Source organism: Ruegeria sp. N8 (assembly GCF_056531325.1).
Map to the genome: position 1 here is coordinate 165,445 of NZ_JBQFLQ010000001.1, position 17,278 is coordinate 182,722.

Annotated in this window: 17 protein-coding genes; 10 read left to right on the forward strand and 7 right to left on the reverse strand. The window is 58.2% G+C overall.

The features are described 5' to 3' along the window. Positions 1-16: 16 nt before the first annotated feature. Positions 17-907, reverse strand: a complete 891-nt coding sequence (locus ACR0C5_RS00890) for a YicC/YloC family endoribonuclease (RefSeq protein WP_170769763.1) — start codon at positions 905-907, stop codon at positions 17-19. Positions 908-1,150: 243 nt separating this feature from the next. Between ACR0C5_RS00890 and ACR0C5_RS00895 the strand changes: the two genes are divergently transcribed. After that, positions 1,151-1,825: a PAS domain-containing protein gene (locus ACR0C5_RS00895; protein WP_480873855.1), complete on the forward strand. Its 675-nt coding sequence runs from the start codon at positions 1,151-1,153 to the stop codon at positions 1,823-1,825. A 264-nt stretch (positions 1,826-2,089) separates the two neighbouring features. On the opposite strand, the gene ACR0C5_RS00900 is transcribed toward ACR0C5_RS00895, so the two are convergent. Then, the gene (locus ACR0C5_RS00900) at positions 2,090-3,460 is read right to left on the reverse strand and encodes a class II 3-deoxy-7-phosphoheptulonate synthase (RefSeq protein ID WP_480873858.1); all 1,371 of its coding nucleotides are present in this window, start codon (positions 3,458-3,460) and stop codon (positions 2,090-2,092) included. Between the two features lie 170 nt (positions 3,461-3,630). Between ACR0C5_RS00900 and ACR0C5_RS00905 the strand changes: the two genes are divergently transcribed. Continuing rightward, positions 3,631-4,635 carry a GlxA family transcriptional regulator gene (locus ACR0C5_RS00905; RefSeq protein ID WP_170786786.1) on the forward strand — a complete coding sequence of 335 codons (1,005 nt, stop codon included), beginning with the start codon at positions 3,631-3,633 and terminating at the stop codon, positions 4,633-4,635. On the opposite strand, the gene ACR0C5_RS00910 is transcribed toward ACR0C5_RS00905, so the two are convergent. Next, positions 4,632-5,726, reverse strand: coding sequence for a PQQ-dependent sugar dehydrogenase (locus tag ACR0C5_RS00910; protein ID WP_480873861.1), 1,095 nt, complete (start codon positions 5,724-5,726; stop codon positions 4,632-4,634). The genes ACR0C5_RS00905 and ACR0C5_RS00910 overlap by 4 nt on opposite strands. Positions 5,727-5,877: 151 nt before the next feature. On the opposite strand from ACR0C5_RS00910, the gene ACR0C5_RS00915 reads away from it, so the two are divergent. The 7 genes from ACR0C5_RS00915 to ACR0C5_RS00945 all read left to right on the forward strand — a co-directional run bounded on the left by ACR0C5_RS00915 (position 5,878) and on the right by ACR0C5_RS00945 (position 12,009). Continuing rightward, positions 5,878-7,059: an ABC transporter substrate-binding protein gene (locus tag ACR0C5_RS00915; protein ID WP_170769768.1), complete on the forward strand. Its 1,182-nt coding sequence runs from the start codon at positions 5,878-5,880 to the stop codon at positions 7,057-7,059. A 127-nt stretch (positions 7,060-7,186) separates the two neighbouring features. Further along, positions 7,187-7,975 (forward strand): ABC transporter ATP-binding protein, encoded by a 789-nt coding sequence (locus tag ACR0C5_RS00920; protein ID WP_170769769.1) that lies wholly within the window; start codon positions 7,187-7,189, stop codon positions 7,973-7,975. Between the two features lie 8 nt (positions 7,976-7,983). Then, on the forward strand, positions 7,984-8,814 hold the full coding sequence (locus ACR0C5_RS00925; RefSeq protein ID WP_170769848.1) for an ABC transporter ATP-binding protein: 831 nt from the start codon (positions 7,984-7,986) through the stop codon (positions 8,812-8,814). A gap of 2 nt (positions 8,815-8,816) precedes the next feature. Continuing rightward, complete coding sequence (locus ACR0C5_RS00930) at positions 8,817-9,251, forward strand: hypothetical protein (RefSeq protein ID WP_170769770.1); 435 nt, start codon at positions 8,817-8,819, stop codon at positions 9,249-9,251. Beyond that, the gene (locus ACR0C5_RS00935) at positions 9,251-10,261 is read left to right on the forward strand and encodes a branched-chain amino acid ABC transporter permease (RefSeq protein WP_170769771.1); all 1,011 of its coding nucleotides are present in this window, start codon (positions 9,251-9,253) and stop codon (positions 10,259-10,261) included. Before ACR0C5_RS00930 ends, ACR0C5_RS00935 begins: the two co-directional genes overlap by 1 nt. Then, positions 10,258-11,571, forward strand: a complete 1,314-nt coding sequence (locus ACR0C5_RS00940) for a branched-chain amino acid ABC transporter permease (RefSeq protein ID WP_480873865.1) — start codon at positions 10,258-10,260, stop codon at positions 11,569-11,571. Before ACR0C5_RS00935 ends, ACR0C5_RS00940 begins: the two co-directional genes overlap by 4 nt. Before the next feature lie 180 nt (positions 11,572-11,751). Then, positions 11,752-12,009 (forward strand): hypothetical protein, encoded by a 258-nt coding sequence (locus ACR0C5_RS00945; protein ID WP_480873867.1) that lies wholly within the window; start codon positions 11,752-11,754, stop codon positions 12,007-12,009. 36 nt (positions 12,010-12,045) lie between these two features. Here ACR0C5_RS00945 and ACR0C5_RS00950 read toward each other — a convergent pair whose 3' ends face one another. After that, complete coding sequence (locus ACR0C5_RS00950) at positions 12,046-13,587, reverse strand: helicase HerA-like domain-containing protein (protein WP_480873870.1); 1,542 nt, start codon at positions 13,585-13,587, stop codon at positions 12,046-12,048. A gap of 437 nt (positions 13,588-14,024) precedes the next feature. On the opposite strand from ACR0C5_RS00950, the gene ACR0C5_RS00955 reads away from it, so the two are divergent. Beyond that, the gene (locus ACR0C5_RS00955) at positions 14,025-14,624 is read left to right on the forward strand and encodes an invasion associated locus B family protein (protein WP_480873873.1); all 600 of its coding nucleotides are present in this window, start codon (positions 14,025-14,027) and stop codon (positions 14,622-14,624) included. 42 nt (positions 14,625-14,666) lie between these two features. Here the strand turns inward: ACR0C5_RS00955 and ACR0C5_RS00960 are convergent, their stop codons facing one another. From ACR0C5_RS00960 to lpxD, 3 genes are read right to left on the reverse strand one after another with little or no spacing between them, the layout of a single operon-like run. Continuing rightward, positions 14,667-15,875 (reverse strand): beta-ketoacyl-[acyl-carrier-protein] synthase family protein, encoded by a 1,209-nt coding sequence (locus ACR0C5_RS00960; protein WP_480873876.1) that lies wholly within the window; start codon positions 15,873-15,875, stop codon positions 14,667-14,669. Between the two features lie 9 nt (positions 15,876-15,884). Beyond that, complete coding sequence (locus tag ACR0C5_RS00965; RefSeq protein WP_170786803.1) at positions 15,885-16,142, reverse strand: acyl carrier protein; 258 nt, start codon at positions 16,140-16,142, stop codon at positions 15,885-15,887. A gap of 32 nt (positions 16,143-16,174) precedes the next feature. Further along, entirely contained in the window at positions 16,175-17,266 is a 1,092-nt protein-coding gene (gene lpxD, locus ACR0C5_RS00970) for a UDP-3-O-(3-hydroxymyristoyl)glucosamine N-acyltransferase (protein ID WP_480873879.1), read from the reverse strand. Positions 17,267-17,278 lie beyond the last annotated feature (12 nt).

Genomic DNA, 17,278 nt, shown 5'->3' on the forward strand with positions numbered 1-17,278 from the left:
AAGGGTGTTCCTGTCGTTATTCCACGTTCTGCACTTGCTCGCGCATCTGATCAATTACGGCTTTCAACTCAAGCCCTACCGAAGTCAGTTCGGCGCTTTGCGCCTTGGAGCATAAGGTATTTGTCTCGCGATTGAATTCCTGCATCAGAAAATCCAGCTTGCGCCCCACGGCCACATCCTGTGCCAGCAAGTCACGCGCGGCCGTGACATGGGTTCTGAGGCGGTCGATTTCCTCGGTCACATCCGCTTTGACCGCGATCAGCGCCAGTTCTTGCGCGACCCGGTCCGGATCTGCGCCTTGTGCGTTTTCCAACACGCGGGCCAGATTTTCGCGTAAGGCATCGGCCATCTTGTCCTTGCGCTGTTCGGCCAGCGCGGCGGCCTGATCGGTGAAAGCTGCAACCTGATCCAGTTGGCTGTCCAGAACCTTGGCCAGCGCCTGCCCCTCAGTCTCGCGCATGGCGATGAACTCGGCCAGAACGGTCGCAAATTCGGTGCTGAGCTGCTTTACCAGAGCGGTCGGATCATCCACATCGGCCCCTGCATCTAGCATGCCTTTCAGCGCCACCAAATCGGCAGCGCTTGGCGTTGCAAGTGCTACGCCAGCTTCCTCCGCCATCTGCTGGGTGCGCTTCACCGCCGCCAGGGCTGCGGCCATGGCCGTTTCGTTCAACACGATCTCAGGCGCGGATTCGTCCCGGTTCAAGCGCAGCGACAAGGTGACATTCCCCCGGCTCAGCGCCTTGGACATCTGCGCCCGCAGCGCCGCCTCCAGCCCGGTCAGCCAATCTGGAACGCGAATGCGCATGTCCAGCCCCTTGCCGTTGACGCTGCGCAGCTCCCACGTCCAGCTATGCGGCCCCAAAGCGCCTTTGCCCGAGGCGAAGCCCGTCATGGATCTGATCATAGCCGACCTTTCGTTATAGCCCATGGCCCTATTCCGGCAGCACCTAAAGCCAACCACCAGCGCAGGGCAAGAGTTTGCTGAGTTTGTCGCATCCAGTACGCAGTTAACCATTCATTAAAGAATTCCTCCAAAATTGTATTAACCCGTGTCAATCTGGTCGCTGTCGGGGGTGGTCAGTCGGTGATGTCCCCGATATGTGGCATTTTATGAAAATGACGGTCGATTGACGCTAGGGTGATGAAAATGAAGACGTTTTTCGGGAACGGTTCCGGGTCAAACTTTGGAAAGATCGTCGCAATGGATCGTTTTGACAGTGGGCGCAGCCTGTCCCCCATCCGGCAGGCTGAGGCATATTGGACAGCGTTGCTGACGGGCGACGGTGTGCCCATGCGGTCGCAGATTGATCCGCGCGGACTCGAGAATATTCTGGAATACACCTTCATCCTGGAACGCATCGCACCCGGTCTGGCAAGGTTTCGCCTTGCGGGCAGCCATCTGAACAACCTGGCAGGTATGGAGGTACGCGGAATGCCTCTGACAGCGTTTTTCGAACCCGGTGCGCGGACTCAAATCACCGACGTATTGGAAGAAGTCTTTGCCAAGCCCGCGATTGCCGAGCTTGGGTTGATCTCGCCCGGCGCACTGGGTCGCACCCGAATGCAGGCACGGATGATCCTTCTGCCCTTGAAAAGCGATCTGGGTGATGTCAGCCGCGTGTTGGGCGTGATGGTCAGCGACGGCGTGATCGGTGCAACCCCACGGCGCTTTGACGTCTCGGATCAGAAACTGCGCCCCGTCTCAGATGTTCAGGCCCCTCAAAAACCGGCACGGCCGTCTGTGGTTGGTTTTGCCGAAGATCAGACAGAATTCAAACGTCCGGGTTCGCACCTGCGGCTGGTCGTGTCGCGCGACGACTGAGTTCGGAACCCGATGTTATTTTAGAACCGGCAACCAGATCGTCTTGCCGGTTTTTTTGTCTCGCCCAACCTCGCCCTCGAACCGGCCATCGGCGCGCATACGGGTTCTTGGATTCTGGATCGGGTCGAGATTCTGCAAGTAAGGCGTCAGGCAGTAGAAACTCTGTGACGCCTTACGAGAATGCCGACGGCGCAAACGTGCCCAAAGGAAGCTCAGCCCAAACAACTTGGCCCCCTTTGGGTTCGCGTAAAGAAGCGCGCCGCCTTAGCCAACCGCACGTTTAGTGCGGTTACGGCGCAGGTTCGTCAGTTCTTCGGCCACAAGGAACGCCAGTTCCAGCGATTGCGACGCGTTCAAACGCGGGTCGCAAGCGGTGTGGTAGCGGTCCGAGAGGTCCTCTTCCGTCACTGCGCGCACGCCGCCAGTGCATTCGGTGACGTCCAGACCGGTCATCTCGAAATGCACGCCGCCGGGGACGGTGCCCTCGGCCTGATGGACGCCAAAGAAATCACGGACTTCGCGCAGGACCGAATCGAATGGGCGAGTCTTGTAACCCGTGGCCGACTTGATCGTGTTGCCATGCATCGGATCGCAGACCCAGGTCACATTGGCACCCTCTTCCTTGACGGCCTTCACCAAGCGCGGCAGATGCTCACCCGCTTTGCCTGCACCAAACCGCGCAATTAGGGTCAGGCGACCCTCTTCGTTTTCGGGGTTCAGCTTGGACATCAGAACCATGAGGTCTTCGGCAGTCGTGGTCGGACCGCATTTCAGACCGATCGGGTTCTGTACGCCCCGGCAGAATTCAACATGCGCGCCGTCGGGCTGACGGGTACGGTCGCCGATCCAGATCATGTGACCCGAGCCAGCCAGCCAGTTGCCAGAGGTCGAATCCAGACGGGTCAGCGCCTCTTCGTATTCCAGCAGCAGCCCTTCGTGGCTGGTGTAGAATTCGACGGTCGAGAACTCGTGCGTGGTGTCGGCGGTGATTCCGGCAGCATCCATAAAGTCGATCGTGTCCTGAATGCGGTCGGCGATCTCGGAATATTTTTGAACGTCCTGCTCATCCGTGAAGCCCAACGTCCAGGAATGCACGCGGCTCATATCCGCGAAACCACCAGTCGAAAACGCGCGCAGCAGGTTCAGCGTGGCCGCCGCCTGCGTGTAGGCTTGCAGCATCTTGGACGGATTCGGAATGCGGGCCTCGGGAGTGAAGGCCAACTCGTTGATGATATCACCACGGTAGCTGGGCAGTTCCACACCATCCACCACTTCGGTCGGGGCACTGCGCGGTTTGGCGAACTGACCAGCCATACGGCCAACTTTGACCACCGGCACCTTGGCACCATAAGTCAGAACCATCGCCATCTGCAGCATTACCTTGAACGTGTCACGGATCGCATCCGCGCTGAATTGTTCAAAGCTTTCAGCACAGTCGCCGCCTTGAAGCAGGAACGCCTCACCCCGTCCAGCCGCAGCCAGGTGCTGTTTCAACCGCCGTGCCTCGCCCGCAAAAACCAGCGGGGGATACTGGGCAAGCTGGGCCTCGACCTTGGCCAGCGCGGCCGCGTCGGTATAATCTGGCATCTGAACTCGGGGCTTGTTGCGCCAGTTCGTTTTTTGCCACTCGGTCATAGCTTTGATCTCCGCTGAAGTATTCAGGTCGTCTCTATACAAAATGCGTGACAGAGTGACCATATCCCAATTGCGCCCCCTTGACGTCGTAAACAAGCTTTGATCATGGTGGTTTTAATACGTGCCGCCGGACCTATCGTCCCCTGGCGGCGAATCAAGGACACCTCGCCATGCAAGAGCAACGCCAAGTTGTCACGGTGCAAGACACTGCGGCCAACCCTAAGAATTTCGTGTTTGTCCTTTTGGACAAGTTCTCTTTGCTGTCTTTTGCGTCGGCACTGGACAGCCTGCGCATCGCCAATCGTATGGCCGATAAAGAGCTGTACACCTGGACCTTTGCCGGTGAAGGCGGTGACACCGTTACATGTTCGGCTGGGGCCAACTTCAAACTTGATTCCGATCTCGTTGAACTTCAGCGCGATGCCGTGATCCTGATTTGCGGCGGCGTAGATGTTCAGAACGCCACCACCAAGAAGGTGCTGAATTGGGTACGACGCGAGGCGCGGCGGGGATTGAAAATTGGCGGGTTGTGTACAGCAGCCTTCACTCTGGCCAAGGCTGGTTTGATGGATGGCAAACGCGCGACAATCCACTGGGAGAATTCGGACAGCTTCATCGAGGAATTCGATGAGGTCGAGCTGACGAAATCCGTGTTCCAGATCGACGGCAACCGGATGACGACGGCGGGCGGGACTTCGTCCATCGACCTGATGTTGAAGATCATCGCGGATGACTATGGTGAAGATCTGGCGAATGCGGTGGCGGATCAGATGATCTATTCGTCGATCCGCACGGATCAGGACACGCAGCGCCTGTCGACCCCCACCCGGATCGGGGTTCGGCATCCAAAGCTCAGCCAGGTCATCCTGATGATGGAAAAAAACATCGAAGAGCCGATCTCGCCCTCGATTCTGGCCAAAGACGTCGGAATGTCCACGCGTCAGCTGGAACGGCTGTTCCGGCGCTACCTGAGCCGCTCACCCAAGCGGTATTACATGGAGCTGCGGCTGCACAAGGCGCGAAACCTGCTGATGCAGACCGATATGAGCGTGATCAACGTGGCGCTGGCCTGTGGCTTTGCCAGCCCGTCGCATTTCTCGAAATGCTACCGCGCCCATTACAACACCACGCCATATCGCGAGCGAGGCGCTCAAGGCGGGAAACTGTCTGTTTAACCCGGTGTCATCCGGTAAACCGCGCCCTGCCCGACAGAGATAAACCAGATCGCCCCGTCCGGCGCTTCCACAATATCGCGGACTCGTTCAGTCGCTGAGCCCTCGATCTGTTCGACCTCGGTCAGGGGCGATCCTGCAAGACGGGCAATATAGTCAAACTTCAGGGAGCCAACGAATATATCGCCGGCCCATTGCGGCCACAGCTTGCCGGAATAAACCAACAGGCCCGAGGGTGCGATGGACGGGTCCCAATAGAATTTCGGCTGTTCAAGCCCATCTTTGAAAGTGCCCTCGCCAATCTTCTTACCCGAATAGTGACGCCCGTACGAAATGATCGGCCAGCCGTAATTCCGTCCGGGTTGGATCAGGTTCACCTCATCCCCGCCGCGCGCGCCGTGTTCTGCGGTCCACAAGCGGCCCTGGGCGTCTAAACCGGCCCCCTGTGGGTTGCGATGGCCATAGGACCAGATTTCGGGCCGAACATCCGGCTTCCCTACAAACGGGTTATTCGCAGGAACTGTTCCGTCACGGTTCACGCGGATCACTGAACCTATAGGGTTGGACGTTTCCTGCGCTTGGGGACGGTCGCCGCGATCCCCAATAGTGACAAATAAAGTGCCGTCGTTGGCCTCGACCACACGCGAACCGAAATGTCGACCACCGGACCCTCCGGGAACGGCTTCGAAGAGGACCCGCAGATTGGTCAGCCGATCCCCGCTTTCAGACAGCCGCGCCACGGCTAGGGCGGTACCGGCCCCACCCCGTTGAGGCTTTGAGAATGTCAGAAAAATCTCCCGGCTTTGCGTGAAATCACGGGCGATTGTCACATCCAGCAACCCACCCTGTCCGTTTGCCGCAACCTTTGGGGCACCGCGCACCTTCTTTGCCTTGCCATCCGAGACATACAGCAACTCTCCATCCCGTTCTGTCACCAGAAACGATCCGTCAGGCATAATTCCGACGGCCCACGGCGTATCCAGCCCCTGAACCATCGGCTCAACCTGCACTGAGCCCGAAGGGGTGCTTAAGACCTCAGCACGCAGCGGGACGCTTAGCAGCGTCAAAAGAAGAAGCGCAAATGCTCGGACCATCATTTTTCCCTTCAAAATCACTGCGGCAGCCCTATGAGACCAAATAGCTTTCCTTTGCGCAAAAACACGTTTGCGTTAGGACTTTTCTTTTCCGAGCAGCTTGCCTAGGGTCGTGACCAGAACGAATACGTTCACAATAGGGAGTAACCATATGAAAAAGCTGCTTACTGCAACTGCGGCATCCGCTCTGCTGGCTGGTCCGGCTCTGGCCGAAGATATCACGCTGGGCGTCCTGTTCGGCTTCACGGGCCCGATTGAATCACTGGCCCCGGCGATGGGTTCAGGTGCGGAACTGGCAATGGCCGAAGTCACCGAATCCGGCAAGCTGCTGGACGGCACCAAGGTCAGCGCGTCCCGCGCGGATACTGGTTGTATTGACAATGGCCTGGCGACCTCGAACGGAGAGCGTATGATCGCAGATGGCGTTGCTGGCATCATTGGCGGCGACTGCTCGGGTGTGACCGGCGCGATCCTGCAGAACGTCGCTATTCCAAACGGCATGGTGATGATTTCGCCATCGGCGACTTCGCCCGGCCTGTCGACCATGGAAGACAACGGCCTGTTCTTCCGCACCGCGCCGTCGGATGCGCGTGAAGGTCAGGTGATGGCGGACATCCTGAATGACCGTGGCATCAGCTCGATTGCACTGACCTACACCAACAACGATTACGGCAAGGGTTTGGCAGACGCGATCCAGTCCTCGTTTGAGGCGTCAGGTGGCGAAGTGACCATCGTTGCCGCACACGAAGACGGCAAGGCCGACTACTCGGCCGAAGTGGGCGCGCTGGCCTCGGCCGGTGGCGACATTCTGGTTGTCGCGGGTTATCTCGACCAAGGTGGTTTGGGTATCATCCAGTCGGCACTGGACAGCGGTGCGTTTGACACGTTCGGTCTGCCCGGCGGCATGATCGGTGACTCGCTTCCCAACAATGTTGGCCCCGACCTGAACGGCTCGTTCGGTCAGATCGCCGGTTCGGGTGGCGAGGGCGCCGAGAAGTACTTTGCAATGGCTGAAGCCGCCGGTTTCGACGGTTCGTCGCCTTATTCGCCGGAAGCCTATGACGCAGCTGCGCTGTTCATGCTGGCCATGCAGGCCGCAGGCTCGACCAGCCCCGCCGATTACGGCAGCAAGATCATGGACGTCGCCAACGCACCGGGTGAAAAGATCTACCCAGGTGAGCTGGCCAAGGGTCTGGAACTGCTGGCCGCAGGTCAGGACATCGACTATGTCGGCGCGTCCGGCGTTGAGCTGATCGGCCCCGGCGAAAGCGCGGGTTCGTACCGCGAGATCGAAGTGACCGACGGCGAGAACAAAACCGTCAACTTCCGTTGATCCAAGGTTAACAGTCATAAAAACAAGCAGCCCGGGCCTTGTGTCCGGGCTGTTTCAATGACAAAAGCCCGCACCATTCGTACAGGGATGTGGCAACAACGCCGGAAAACGGCGGCTAGGGGAAAAGATGATCGTCGTCGAAGACGTGCACAAGCATTTCGGCGGGTTTCATGCGGTGGACGGGGCATCGCTGGAAATCCAAAAGGGCTCGATCACCGGTCTGATCGGGCCGAACGGGGCCGGAAAAACCACTCTGTTCAATGTGATCGCGGGCGTTCTGCCGCCGACCAGCGGGAAGGTCCATATGGATGGTGAGGATATCACCGGCCTGCCCCCGCATGAGCTGTTTCACAAGGGCCTGCTGCGCACCTTCCAGATTGCGCATGAATTTTCTTCGATGTCCTGCCGCGAGAATCTGATGATGGTGCCGGGTGCGCAATCAGGTGAATCGCTTTGGAACACGTGGTTCGGGCGCAAACGCATTGCCGATGAAGAACGCGCATTGAAGGCCAAGGCCGATGAGGTACTGGAGTTCCTGACCATCGAACATCTGGCCGATCACAAGGCCGGTCAGGTCTCGGGCGGGCAGAAAAAACTGCTGGAACTGGGTCGCACCATGATGGTCGACGCCAAGATCGTGTTTCTGGACGAAGTTGGTGCAGGGGTGAACCGTACCCTACTGATGACCATCGCCGACACAATCCTGCGCCTAAACAAGGAACGCGGCTATACCTTTGTGGTCATCGAACATGACATGGATTTCATCGGCAAAATCTGCGACCCGGTCATCTGTATGGCCGAAGGCAAGGTGCTGGCCGAAGGTACTCTGGACGAGATCAAGGCCAATGAGCACGTGATCGAGGCCTATCTGGGCACGGGCCTGAAAAACAAAGACAAGCTGGAGGCCCAAACATGACCGCTGGCGTGAGCGACAATCCTTATCACGACGACAAGGGCAACAAGGACGCCTCAATCACCAACACACATGGCGTCGGCACCATGACCCCCGCCCATCGCAAAAGCGGTGAGACGCATAAGGTCGAGGGCGGCCCCTTCCTGATCGGCGACACTATGACCGGCGGTTACGGCAAAGGGCCCGACATTCTGCATGACTGCACCATCGCGGTCGATAAAGGCGAAATCGCCGTGATCGTCGGCCCCAACGGCGCAGGAAAATCGACCGCGATGAAGGCGGTCTTCGGAATGCTGGACGTCCGCGCCGGAGCTGTTCGACTGGACGGCGAAGACATCACCAAACTGTCGCCGCAAGATCGGGTGATTAAGGGCATGGGGTTTGTGCCACAGACGTCGAACATCTTCACCTCGATGACGGTGGAAGAGAACCTTGAGATGGGTGCCTTCATCCGCCGCGACGATATTTCGGGAACGATGGAGCAGGTCTATGACCTCTTCCCGATCCTGCGCGACAAACGCAATCAGGCGGCCGGAGAGCTATCGGGCGGTCAACGCCAACAGGTCGCCGTGGGCCGCGCGCTGATGACCCAACCTAAGGTGCTGATGCTGGACGAACCCACCGCTGGCGTCTCGCCCATCGTGATGGATGAATTGTTCGATCGGATCATCGAGGTGTCGCGCACCGGGCTGCCGATCCTGATGGTCGAACAGAACGCCCGCCAGGCGCTGGAAATCGCGGACAAGGGATATGTGCTGGTTCAGGGACGCAACGCCTATACCGGCACGGGCAAGGAACTGCTGGCCGATCCCGAAGTGCGCAAGAGTTTCTTGGGAGGGTGAGCGTGAAGATAACTGCAGCATTCATCATCGCCTCACTAACCAGCGCTGCTGACGCCGAAGCGTGCCTTCTAAATGAAGTCTGTGAACACGAAGAAGAGTGCGTCGGTTCAACATTCGATGTCGAGTTCGTTGGCAATCCGCGCAATCAAGTTCGAAGTAATTTCGGGGAATTCAGAATTGATGGCACGTCCGCGACCGATGAAACGACTTCCACGTTACGCCTTTCGACTGGAACAGAGTATGTGGTCACATCTCAAAACTCATTGATGATTGCTTCTCAAAAGAAAGAAAATAGCAACGCGGTCGTGTACTTTGTACGAACACCACCATCAACGTTGACGGCTACGCTCGATATCGTTGCGCAGAAATATGTCGATTACTCAAATACCTTTAATGCGCGTCGCGTATTTGAAGGCGATTGCGAGCAGGAGTTTTAATGGACTTCCTCAACGCCCTTGTGGCGCTCTCCAACTTCGTTCTTGTTCCCGCAATCGCCTATGGCAGCCAGTTGGCGCTGGGTGCATTGGGAGTGACGCTGATCTATGGCATCCTGCGGTTCTCGAACTTTGCCCATGGCGATACGATGGCCTTTGGCGCAATGATCGCGGTTCTGGTCACGTGGGGCCTGCAAGCCGCTGGGGTCAGTTTCGGGCCGCTTCCGACCGCTCTGCTCGCCCTGCCCTTTGCCATTCTGGGCTGTATCGTTCTGGTGCTGATCACCGACCGGCTGGTTTACAGGTTCTACCGCGAACAAAAGGCCAAGCCGGTTATTCTGGTGATCGTGTCGATGGGCGTGATGTTCATCATGAACGGGATCGTGCGGTTCATCATCGGCCCGGATGACCAGCGCTTTTCGGACGGAGAGCGTTTCATCGTCTCGGCGCGTGACTTCAAAGCGATGACCGGCCTGCGTGAGGGGCTGGCGATCAAGACCTCTCAGGGCATCACCGTAGTTGTGGCCGTTGTCGCCGTTGCGCTGCTGTTCTGGTTTCTAAACAAAACACGCACCGGCAAATCGATGCGGGCTTATTCGGATAATGAGGATCTGGCCCTACTCTCCGGCATCAACCCGGAACGCGTGGTGATGATCACATGGATCATCGTTGCCGCGCTGGCGACCACTGCAGGTGTGCTCTATGGCCTCGACAAAAGCTTTAAGCCCTTCGTCTATTTCCAGCTTCTGCTGCCGATCTTTGCCTCGGCCATCGTGGGTGGCTTGGGCAATCCATTGGGCGCCATCGCGGGTGGCTTCATCATCGCGTTTTCCGAGGTGACCATCACCTATGCGTGGAAAAAGGTACTGACCTATCTGGCCCCTGAAAGCCTTGAGCCCTCGGGCCTGGTCCAGTTTCTGTCCACCGACTACAAATTCGCCGTCAGCTTCGTGATCCTGCTGATTGTGCTGCTGTTTAAGCCCACGGGCCTGTTCAAGGGGAAAGCGGTATGACCGAGACTGTCAAGAATACGCTGCTTTTCGTCGTGGTGGGCAGCCTGATCCTGCTGACCGGGTTCACGCAAAGCTGGAACTCGGCCATCCTGATCCTGAACATGGGGCTGATTTCGGCCATCATGTCCATCGGGGTGAACCTGCAATGGGGCTTTGCGGGTCTGTTCAATGTCGGCGTCATGGGCTTTGTCGCGCTGGGCGGGCTAGCGGTTGTGCTGGTTTCCACCCCACCGACGCCGGGCGCATGGACCGGCGGGGGCTTTGGCGTCATCCTCGCGCTGCTGCTGGGGGCCGCGACGGTTGTGGCCGCTGTGATCACCGCGCAGAAGATGCCCAAAGGGCGGGTGCAAACCTTGGCGATCATCGGCATTCTGATCGTCGGATTCTTTGTCTACCGAGCCATTTTCGACCCCAACGTCGCCGCGATAGAGGCCATCGACCCTGCGGTCGCGGGTAATATCGGAGGCCTGAACCTGCCCGTTCTGCTTGCTTGGCCCGCCGGAGGTCTGCTGGCTGCTGGTGCGGCGTGGCTGATCGGGAAAACCGCGCTGGGTCTGCGTTCGGATTATCTGGCGATTGCGACGCTGGGTATTGCCGAAATCATCATCGCCATCATGAAAAACGAAGACTGGCTGGCCCGCGGCGTCAAGAATGTCTACGGCATCCCGCGCCCTGCGCCTGTGGTCGGCTATGAGGTCGAGTTGCAAGCAGATCCCGGATTCATCGCCCGCGCCGAATGGCTGGGTCTTGATCCCGTCACGGCCTCGACGCTTTCGGTCAAGCTGGGCTATTCGCTGCTGTTCACCATAGTGCTGCTGGTCCTGCTTTGGATGGCACAGATGGCATTGAAAAGCCCATGGGGACGGATGATGCGCGCCATTCGCGACAATGAAGTTGCGGCCGAGGCGATGGGCAAGGACGTCACCCGCCGCCATTTGCAGATCTTCGTTTTGGGTTCCGCGATCTGCGGTATTGCGGGCGCGATGATGACCACACTTGACGGGCAGCTGACGCCGGGCACATACAATCCGCTGCGCTTTACCTTCCTCGTCTGGGTGATGGTGATCGTCGGCGGCTCGGGCAACAATTTCGGCGCGGTTCTGGGCGCGTTCCTGATCTGGTTCCTGTGGGTCCAGGTCGAGCCGATGGGTCTTTGGCTGATGAACCTGATTACTTCAACCATGCCCGAAGGCAGCGCATTGAAGGCGCATCTGATCGACAGCGCTGCCCATATGCGCCTGTTCACGATGGGTTTGATACTGTTGATCGTCCTCAGGTTCAGCCCACGCGGATTGATACCAGAAAAGTAACAGTTATCTCAAAAGCGACGAAACCGTGCCTCTTTTCAGGCGCGGTTTCTTGATCTAAGCGCGCTGTCCGTCTAGACGGAGTACAACCAGTTTGGCATTGGCCGAAATCCCACGCGTTTACGGGAATTTAGAAAATCCGTAGAATGATGCGACCACCCTGTTGAGTATAAAAGAGTTCACATGTCTTCGACGCTGACCAAATCACTACTGCTGCTGCTTCCTCTGATCGCCGGATTGGCAGCTTGCGTTCCAAGCCCGGAAGATTTTGAAACCACACCGGTCAAAGTCCAAACTCCGAAGGGTGAAGTTACGTGCCAACTGTACCGCCCTGATCGCGTCATTTGGGACCGCGCGATTGATTTCCCGGCCACCAAAATGACGGTCCCTGAGGCGGATGCCTATTGCAAGCAGGAAGGCCAGCGCCGCCTTAAGGGCTAAGCCTGTCGCCGGGGCGGTCCGTGACAGTCCCCGGCCCTACCTACTTTTAAACAATCCACCCAGAATGCCGCGCACGATGCGGCGGCCGGTTGTTCCTTTCAGTTCTTTGATGACCACCTCGCTCATGGCGGAGGCAAAGCTGTCCTTCTTGCGCATCACGCGTGAGGATGACCGCCCAACCCGGCTGCCGGAGTATCTGCGCGCCGTTGCGAATTCCCGCTCGGCCACGGATTGGGTTTCGATTTCTTCCTCGGCCTTTTCTGCCGCCTGAGCGGCCGCATCTGCGCGGGTCTGAAGGATTTCAAAGGCCGATTTTCTGTCCTTCAGCTCTCGGTACTTCGCCTCCATCGACGAAGCGGCAACAATGGCTTGACGCTCAGCCTTCGTGATTGGCCCTAACTGAGACCCCGGCGGACGAATCAAGGTCCGCTCGACCACGCCAGGTACGCCCTTTTTCTCCAGCATCGAAGTGACCGCCTCGCCTACGCCGACCTCGCGGATCGCGGCTTCGGTATCGAAAGCGGGGTTCTCTCGGTAGGTCTCCGCCGCCAGACGCAAGTTCTTGCGGTCGCGCGCGGTGAAGGCCCGCAGCGCATGTTGAACCCGGTTGCCCAATTGGCCCAGAATATCTTCGGGTATGTCGGCGGGGTTCTGGGAAATGAAATACACCCCCACGCCCTTGGACCGGATCAGGCGTGCGACTTGTTCCACCTTGTCCACCAAAACCTTGGGTGCATCTTCGAACAGAAGATGCGCTTCGTCGAAAAAGAATACCAGTTTAGGCTTGTCGGGGTCGCCCACCTCGGGCAGTTCTTCGAACAATTCGCTGAGCAGCCACAGCAGGAACGTCGCATAAAGCCGGGGCGACCCCATCAGCTTGTCCGAGGCGAGGATGTTCACGACCCCCTGCCCTTGCGCGTCGGTGTGCATAAGATCAGCCAGTTCCAGTGCGGGTTCACCAAACAGGTTCGCGCCGCCCTGATTTTCTAGCACCAGCAGCCGCCGTTGGATCGCACCAATCGAAGATGTCGAGACATTGCCAAACCGTAATGAAAGCTGGCCTCGGTTCTCTCCCACCCAAACCAGCAGCGATTGCAGGTCCTTGAGGTCAAGCAGTGGCATCCCTTCGTCATCAGCCACACGGAAGGCAATGTTCAGGATACCTTCCTGCGCCTCGCTGAGGTCCATCAAGCGCGATAACAGCAGCGGACCCATCTCGGTTACAGTGGTGCGGACGGGATGACCCTGCTCTCCGAACAAATCCCAGAACGTGACCGGACAAGCGCCATAGCTATAGTCCGAAAACCCGATTGTCTGGGCGCGATCCTGAAACGCCTGATGAAGTTTATGCGCTGCGCTGCCCGCCTTGGCCAACCCCGAAAGATCGCCCTTAACATCCGACAAAAATACGGGCACCCCGGCCTGCGAGAAACCCTCTGCCAGAATTTGCAGAGTCACTGTTTTTCCGGTCCCGGTCGCACCCGCGATCAGCCCGTGGCGGTTGGCGTATTTCAGCGTCAGGTTTTCCGGTTCGCTGTAGCCATCCCCGGCTCCGCCCAAAAAGATATTGTTTTGCATATGAAATTTGCCCCAATTTCCACCGGTCTGAGGGCAGCATACAAATTTAACAAATAACTGCGATAGTCTATTCGCCGCCTGTAGCCAAACCGGAAGCAGGCGGCAGACTTCCTCCCTGTCGACTGGCCGCGCCTTTGGGCGCGGCTTTTTTCACGAAAACCGCCGAAGTGGTCAATTTTTCAGGTTAGCAGTTGACCGCCGCGATTCCCTCTCGTAACGTCTGCGCATAACTAAGTCGGCCAGTCCGACGGGGAGAAAAATTATAGAAAAGGGAGCCGCTCCACCGGCTCCCTTTTTTTGTTGCTCCAACGATAGTTTTCATCTGTGGACAGGCAAAAATCCGATCACATCAACGCATTTTCTTGGCATAGTGCCTGACACCCTGCCGGAACAATGTTAGACCGTGCAAAAAGCGTATCCACAGAACCGAGGCGTTCATGATCAAGAAACTTCTCACTCTCAATGTTGTTGCCGCCATGCTTTGGGCCGGGGCGGTCGCGGCGCAGGAAAATCAAGCCGACACTACAGCTGCTCCGCAGACTCAGGCTGGTGCGGATTTGGATCTTGGCGAGGAAGGACCACGCGTAGGTAGCCGCTACATCAAAGAAGAGCACGGTGATTGGATGATCTCGTGTGTGAAGACTGAAGCAGGTGAAGATCCCTGTTTCCTCCGCCAAATTCTGGCCGGTGACCAAGGGCAGCCCATTGCCGACATCACCATTCAGAATCTGCCCGAGGGCTCTCCCGCTGCCGCCCGAGCAACGGTCGTAGTTCCGCTTGAAATCCTGTTGCAGGCACAGCTTGCTCTGTCCATCGACGGCGCACCTGGCAAGCGGTACAACTATCACCATTGCAACCCGGTCGGATGCCTCGCACAGCTTGGGTTCACTCAAGGTGACATTGACGCAATGAAAGCAGGGACAACGGCAACGCTATCGTTGGTGTCTTTGTTGGCACCGACTCAGTTGTTGGAAATGGAAGTCTCGCTGGCCGGATTCACCGCTGGTTTTGATACGCTTGAGCCTGCGCAAAACTAACCGAACCGCCGGAGCGCGCTGTCAGAAGACAGCGCGTTCCTTTTAGACTTGCCTTAGAGCAAGAACAGCATTCAGGCCACCAAAGGCGAACGCATTGCTCAGCGCAACTTCTACCTTGGCTTTGCGGGCTTCGTTCGGAACCACATCCAAAGCGCATTCCGGGTCAGGTTCCTCATAGCCGATCGTAGGCGCAATCACACCATCGCGCAGGGCCATGATGCAAGCCAACAGCTCGACCGCGCCCGTGCCACCGATCAGGTGGCCATGCATGGATTTGGTGGACGAGATCATCAACTCATCCGCATGTGGACCAAAGACATCCGCGACAGCCGCGCATTCGGTCTTGTCATTGGCCGCCGTGCCGGTTCCGTGGGCGTTGATATAACCCACCTGATCGGCATTGATCCCGCCATCAGTCAAAGCGCCCGAAATCGCCCGCGCCGCACCCTGTTTGCTGGGCATCACGATATCTGCGGCGTCCGAAGTCATGGCAAACCCCACCACCTCACACAGGATCTCGGCCCCACGCGCGCGGGCGTGTTCGTATTCCTCAAAGACAAAGACACCCGCACCTTCGCCTTGAACCATACCGTTGCGGTTGGCGCTGAACGGACGGCAGGCGTCTTTGGACATGACCCGCAGCCCTTCCCACGCCTTAACGCCGCCAAAGCACAGCATGGATTCGGCGCCGCCCGTCAACATCGCCGGGGCCGCGCCGCTGCGCACCATCTGGAACGCCAGCGCCATCGCGTGGTTTGACGAGGCACAGGCGGTCGAGACGGTAAAGCTGGGCCCTTTGAGGTTATGCTCCATCGACACATGGCTGGCAGCCGCGTTGTTCATCAGCTTGGGCACGACAAAGGGGTGAACTCGGTTCTTACCGTCCTCATAGACCGAGCGGTAATTGTCATCCCAGGTCGACACACCGCCACCGGCTGTCCCTAGAACTACGCCCGAACGCGCCGCCAGATCGCCATGAAATTCGATTCCAGACTGTTCGATTGCTTCCTTTGCCGCCGTCAGGGTGAACTGCGTAAACCGGTCATACAGGGTCATCTGTTGACGGTTGAACCGGCCCTCGGCCTCGAACCCGCGCACCTGACCGCCGATCTTGATGGCAAGACGCTCGACATCGCGAAACTCAAGTTGGGAGATTCCGCAGCGCCCTTCGCGCATCGCCTCAAGCGTCGCCGGAACGGAGTGGCCCAACGAGTTGATCGTGCCCGCACCGGTAATAACAACGCGTTTCATGATCCTGCGTCAGACCTTTTCCGACACGAGCTTTTCGATACCGGCGATGATCGCAGCGACATTCGAGATGTCAAAATCGCTGGCTGTCGGCTCGTTGGCATTGAACGGGACTGAGATGTCGAACTCTTCCTCAATGGCGAAGATGCTTTCGACCAGCCCAAGGCTGTCGATCCCCAGATCTTCGAGCGTACTTTCGGGCGTCACATCCGAAGGGTCCAGCACGGCCTGTTCGGCGATGATGGCGATGACGCGATCGGTGATGCTCATGTCGATCCTCTGATTATCCCGTTGAGGGTGATTTAATCACTCGGCGACTGTTTGAAAACAGCCTTTTTCAACGCCTCTACGTCACGGGCCATGCGCGGCAGGCGGCGTTGCGCTTTGTAAATGTCCGTATGAGATTCCATTTTTATTCCCGGATAACCCATGATGACACGGCCCGCTGGTACGTTGGACAGGATCTTTGTGCCACCGCCTGAGATCACGCCATCGCCAATAAAAATATTGTCGACCACACCGGTCTGACCGCCCAAAACGACGTTGTTTCCAATCTCGACCGAGCCTGACACACCGGTTTGCCCGCACAGCAAGCAGTCGCGCCCCACGCGGGTATTGTGGCCCACATGGACCAGGTTATCCAGTTTCGAGCCGTCGCCGATCCGGGTATTGCGGATCGTACCATTGTCGACAGTGCAGTTGGCGCCAACTTCGACATCATCACCGATCTCGACCGCGCCAAGTGAGTGAATGCGCAACCAGCTTTGGGCCCGTGCGTCGCCCTTGTCGCCCATGGTCTTGCGCACGTTTTCAACGTCCGACACCTCGGGCGTGACAAAGCTGAATCCGTCGCCGCCGATACGCGCGCCGGGTTGCGCGGTAAAGCGGTCTCCGATCTGTGCGCGGGCACCGATGCTGACCATTTCGCGCAGCATGGCATTCTGACCCAGAACTGCATCCATCCCGACCACACAATGCGCCCCGATAACCGACCTCGCGCCGATTTTCGCCCGAGCGCCGATCACCGCCAATGGGCCAATCGAGACGTCTTCGCCGATCTCTGCCGTTGGGTCGACAACGGCAGACGGGTGAATGCCGGGCGCAATCCCCTGCCCCCGGTCCAGCATCGCGGTGATCCCCGCCATTGCCATCCGTGGACGCGGAACAAAGATGGCGGCCTGCAACCCCATGGCCTGCCAATCCGCACCTTCCCACAACACGGCCGCGCGGGCCGCGCCGTTGCCCAAAGCCTCGGCATATTTGGGGGACATTGCCATCGCCAGATCATCAGGACCTGCACCCGCCGGTTCCGCTGCGCGCGCGATGATCAGGCTGACATCGCCCTGACATTCCGCGCCAAGGGCATCGGCAATCTGCTGAATGGTATAGTGCATGTCGGGTTCCCC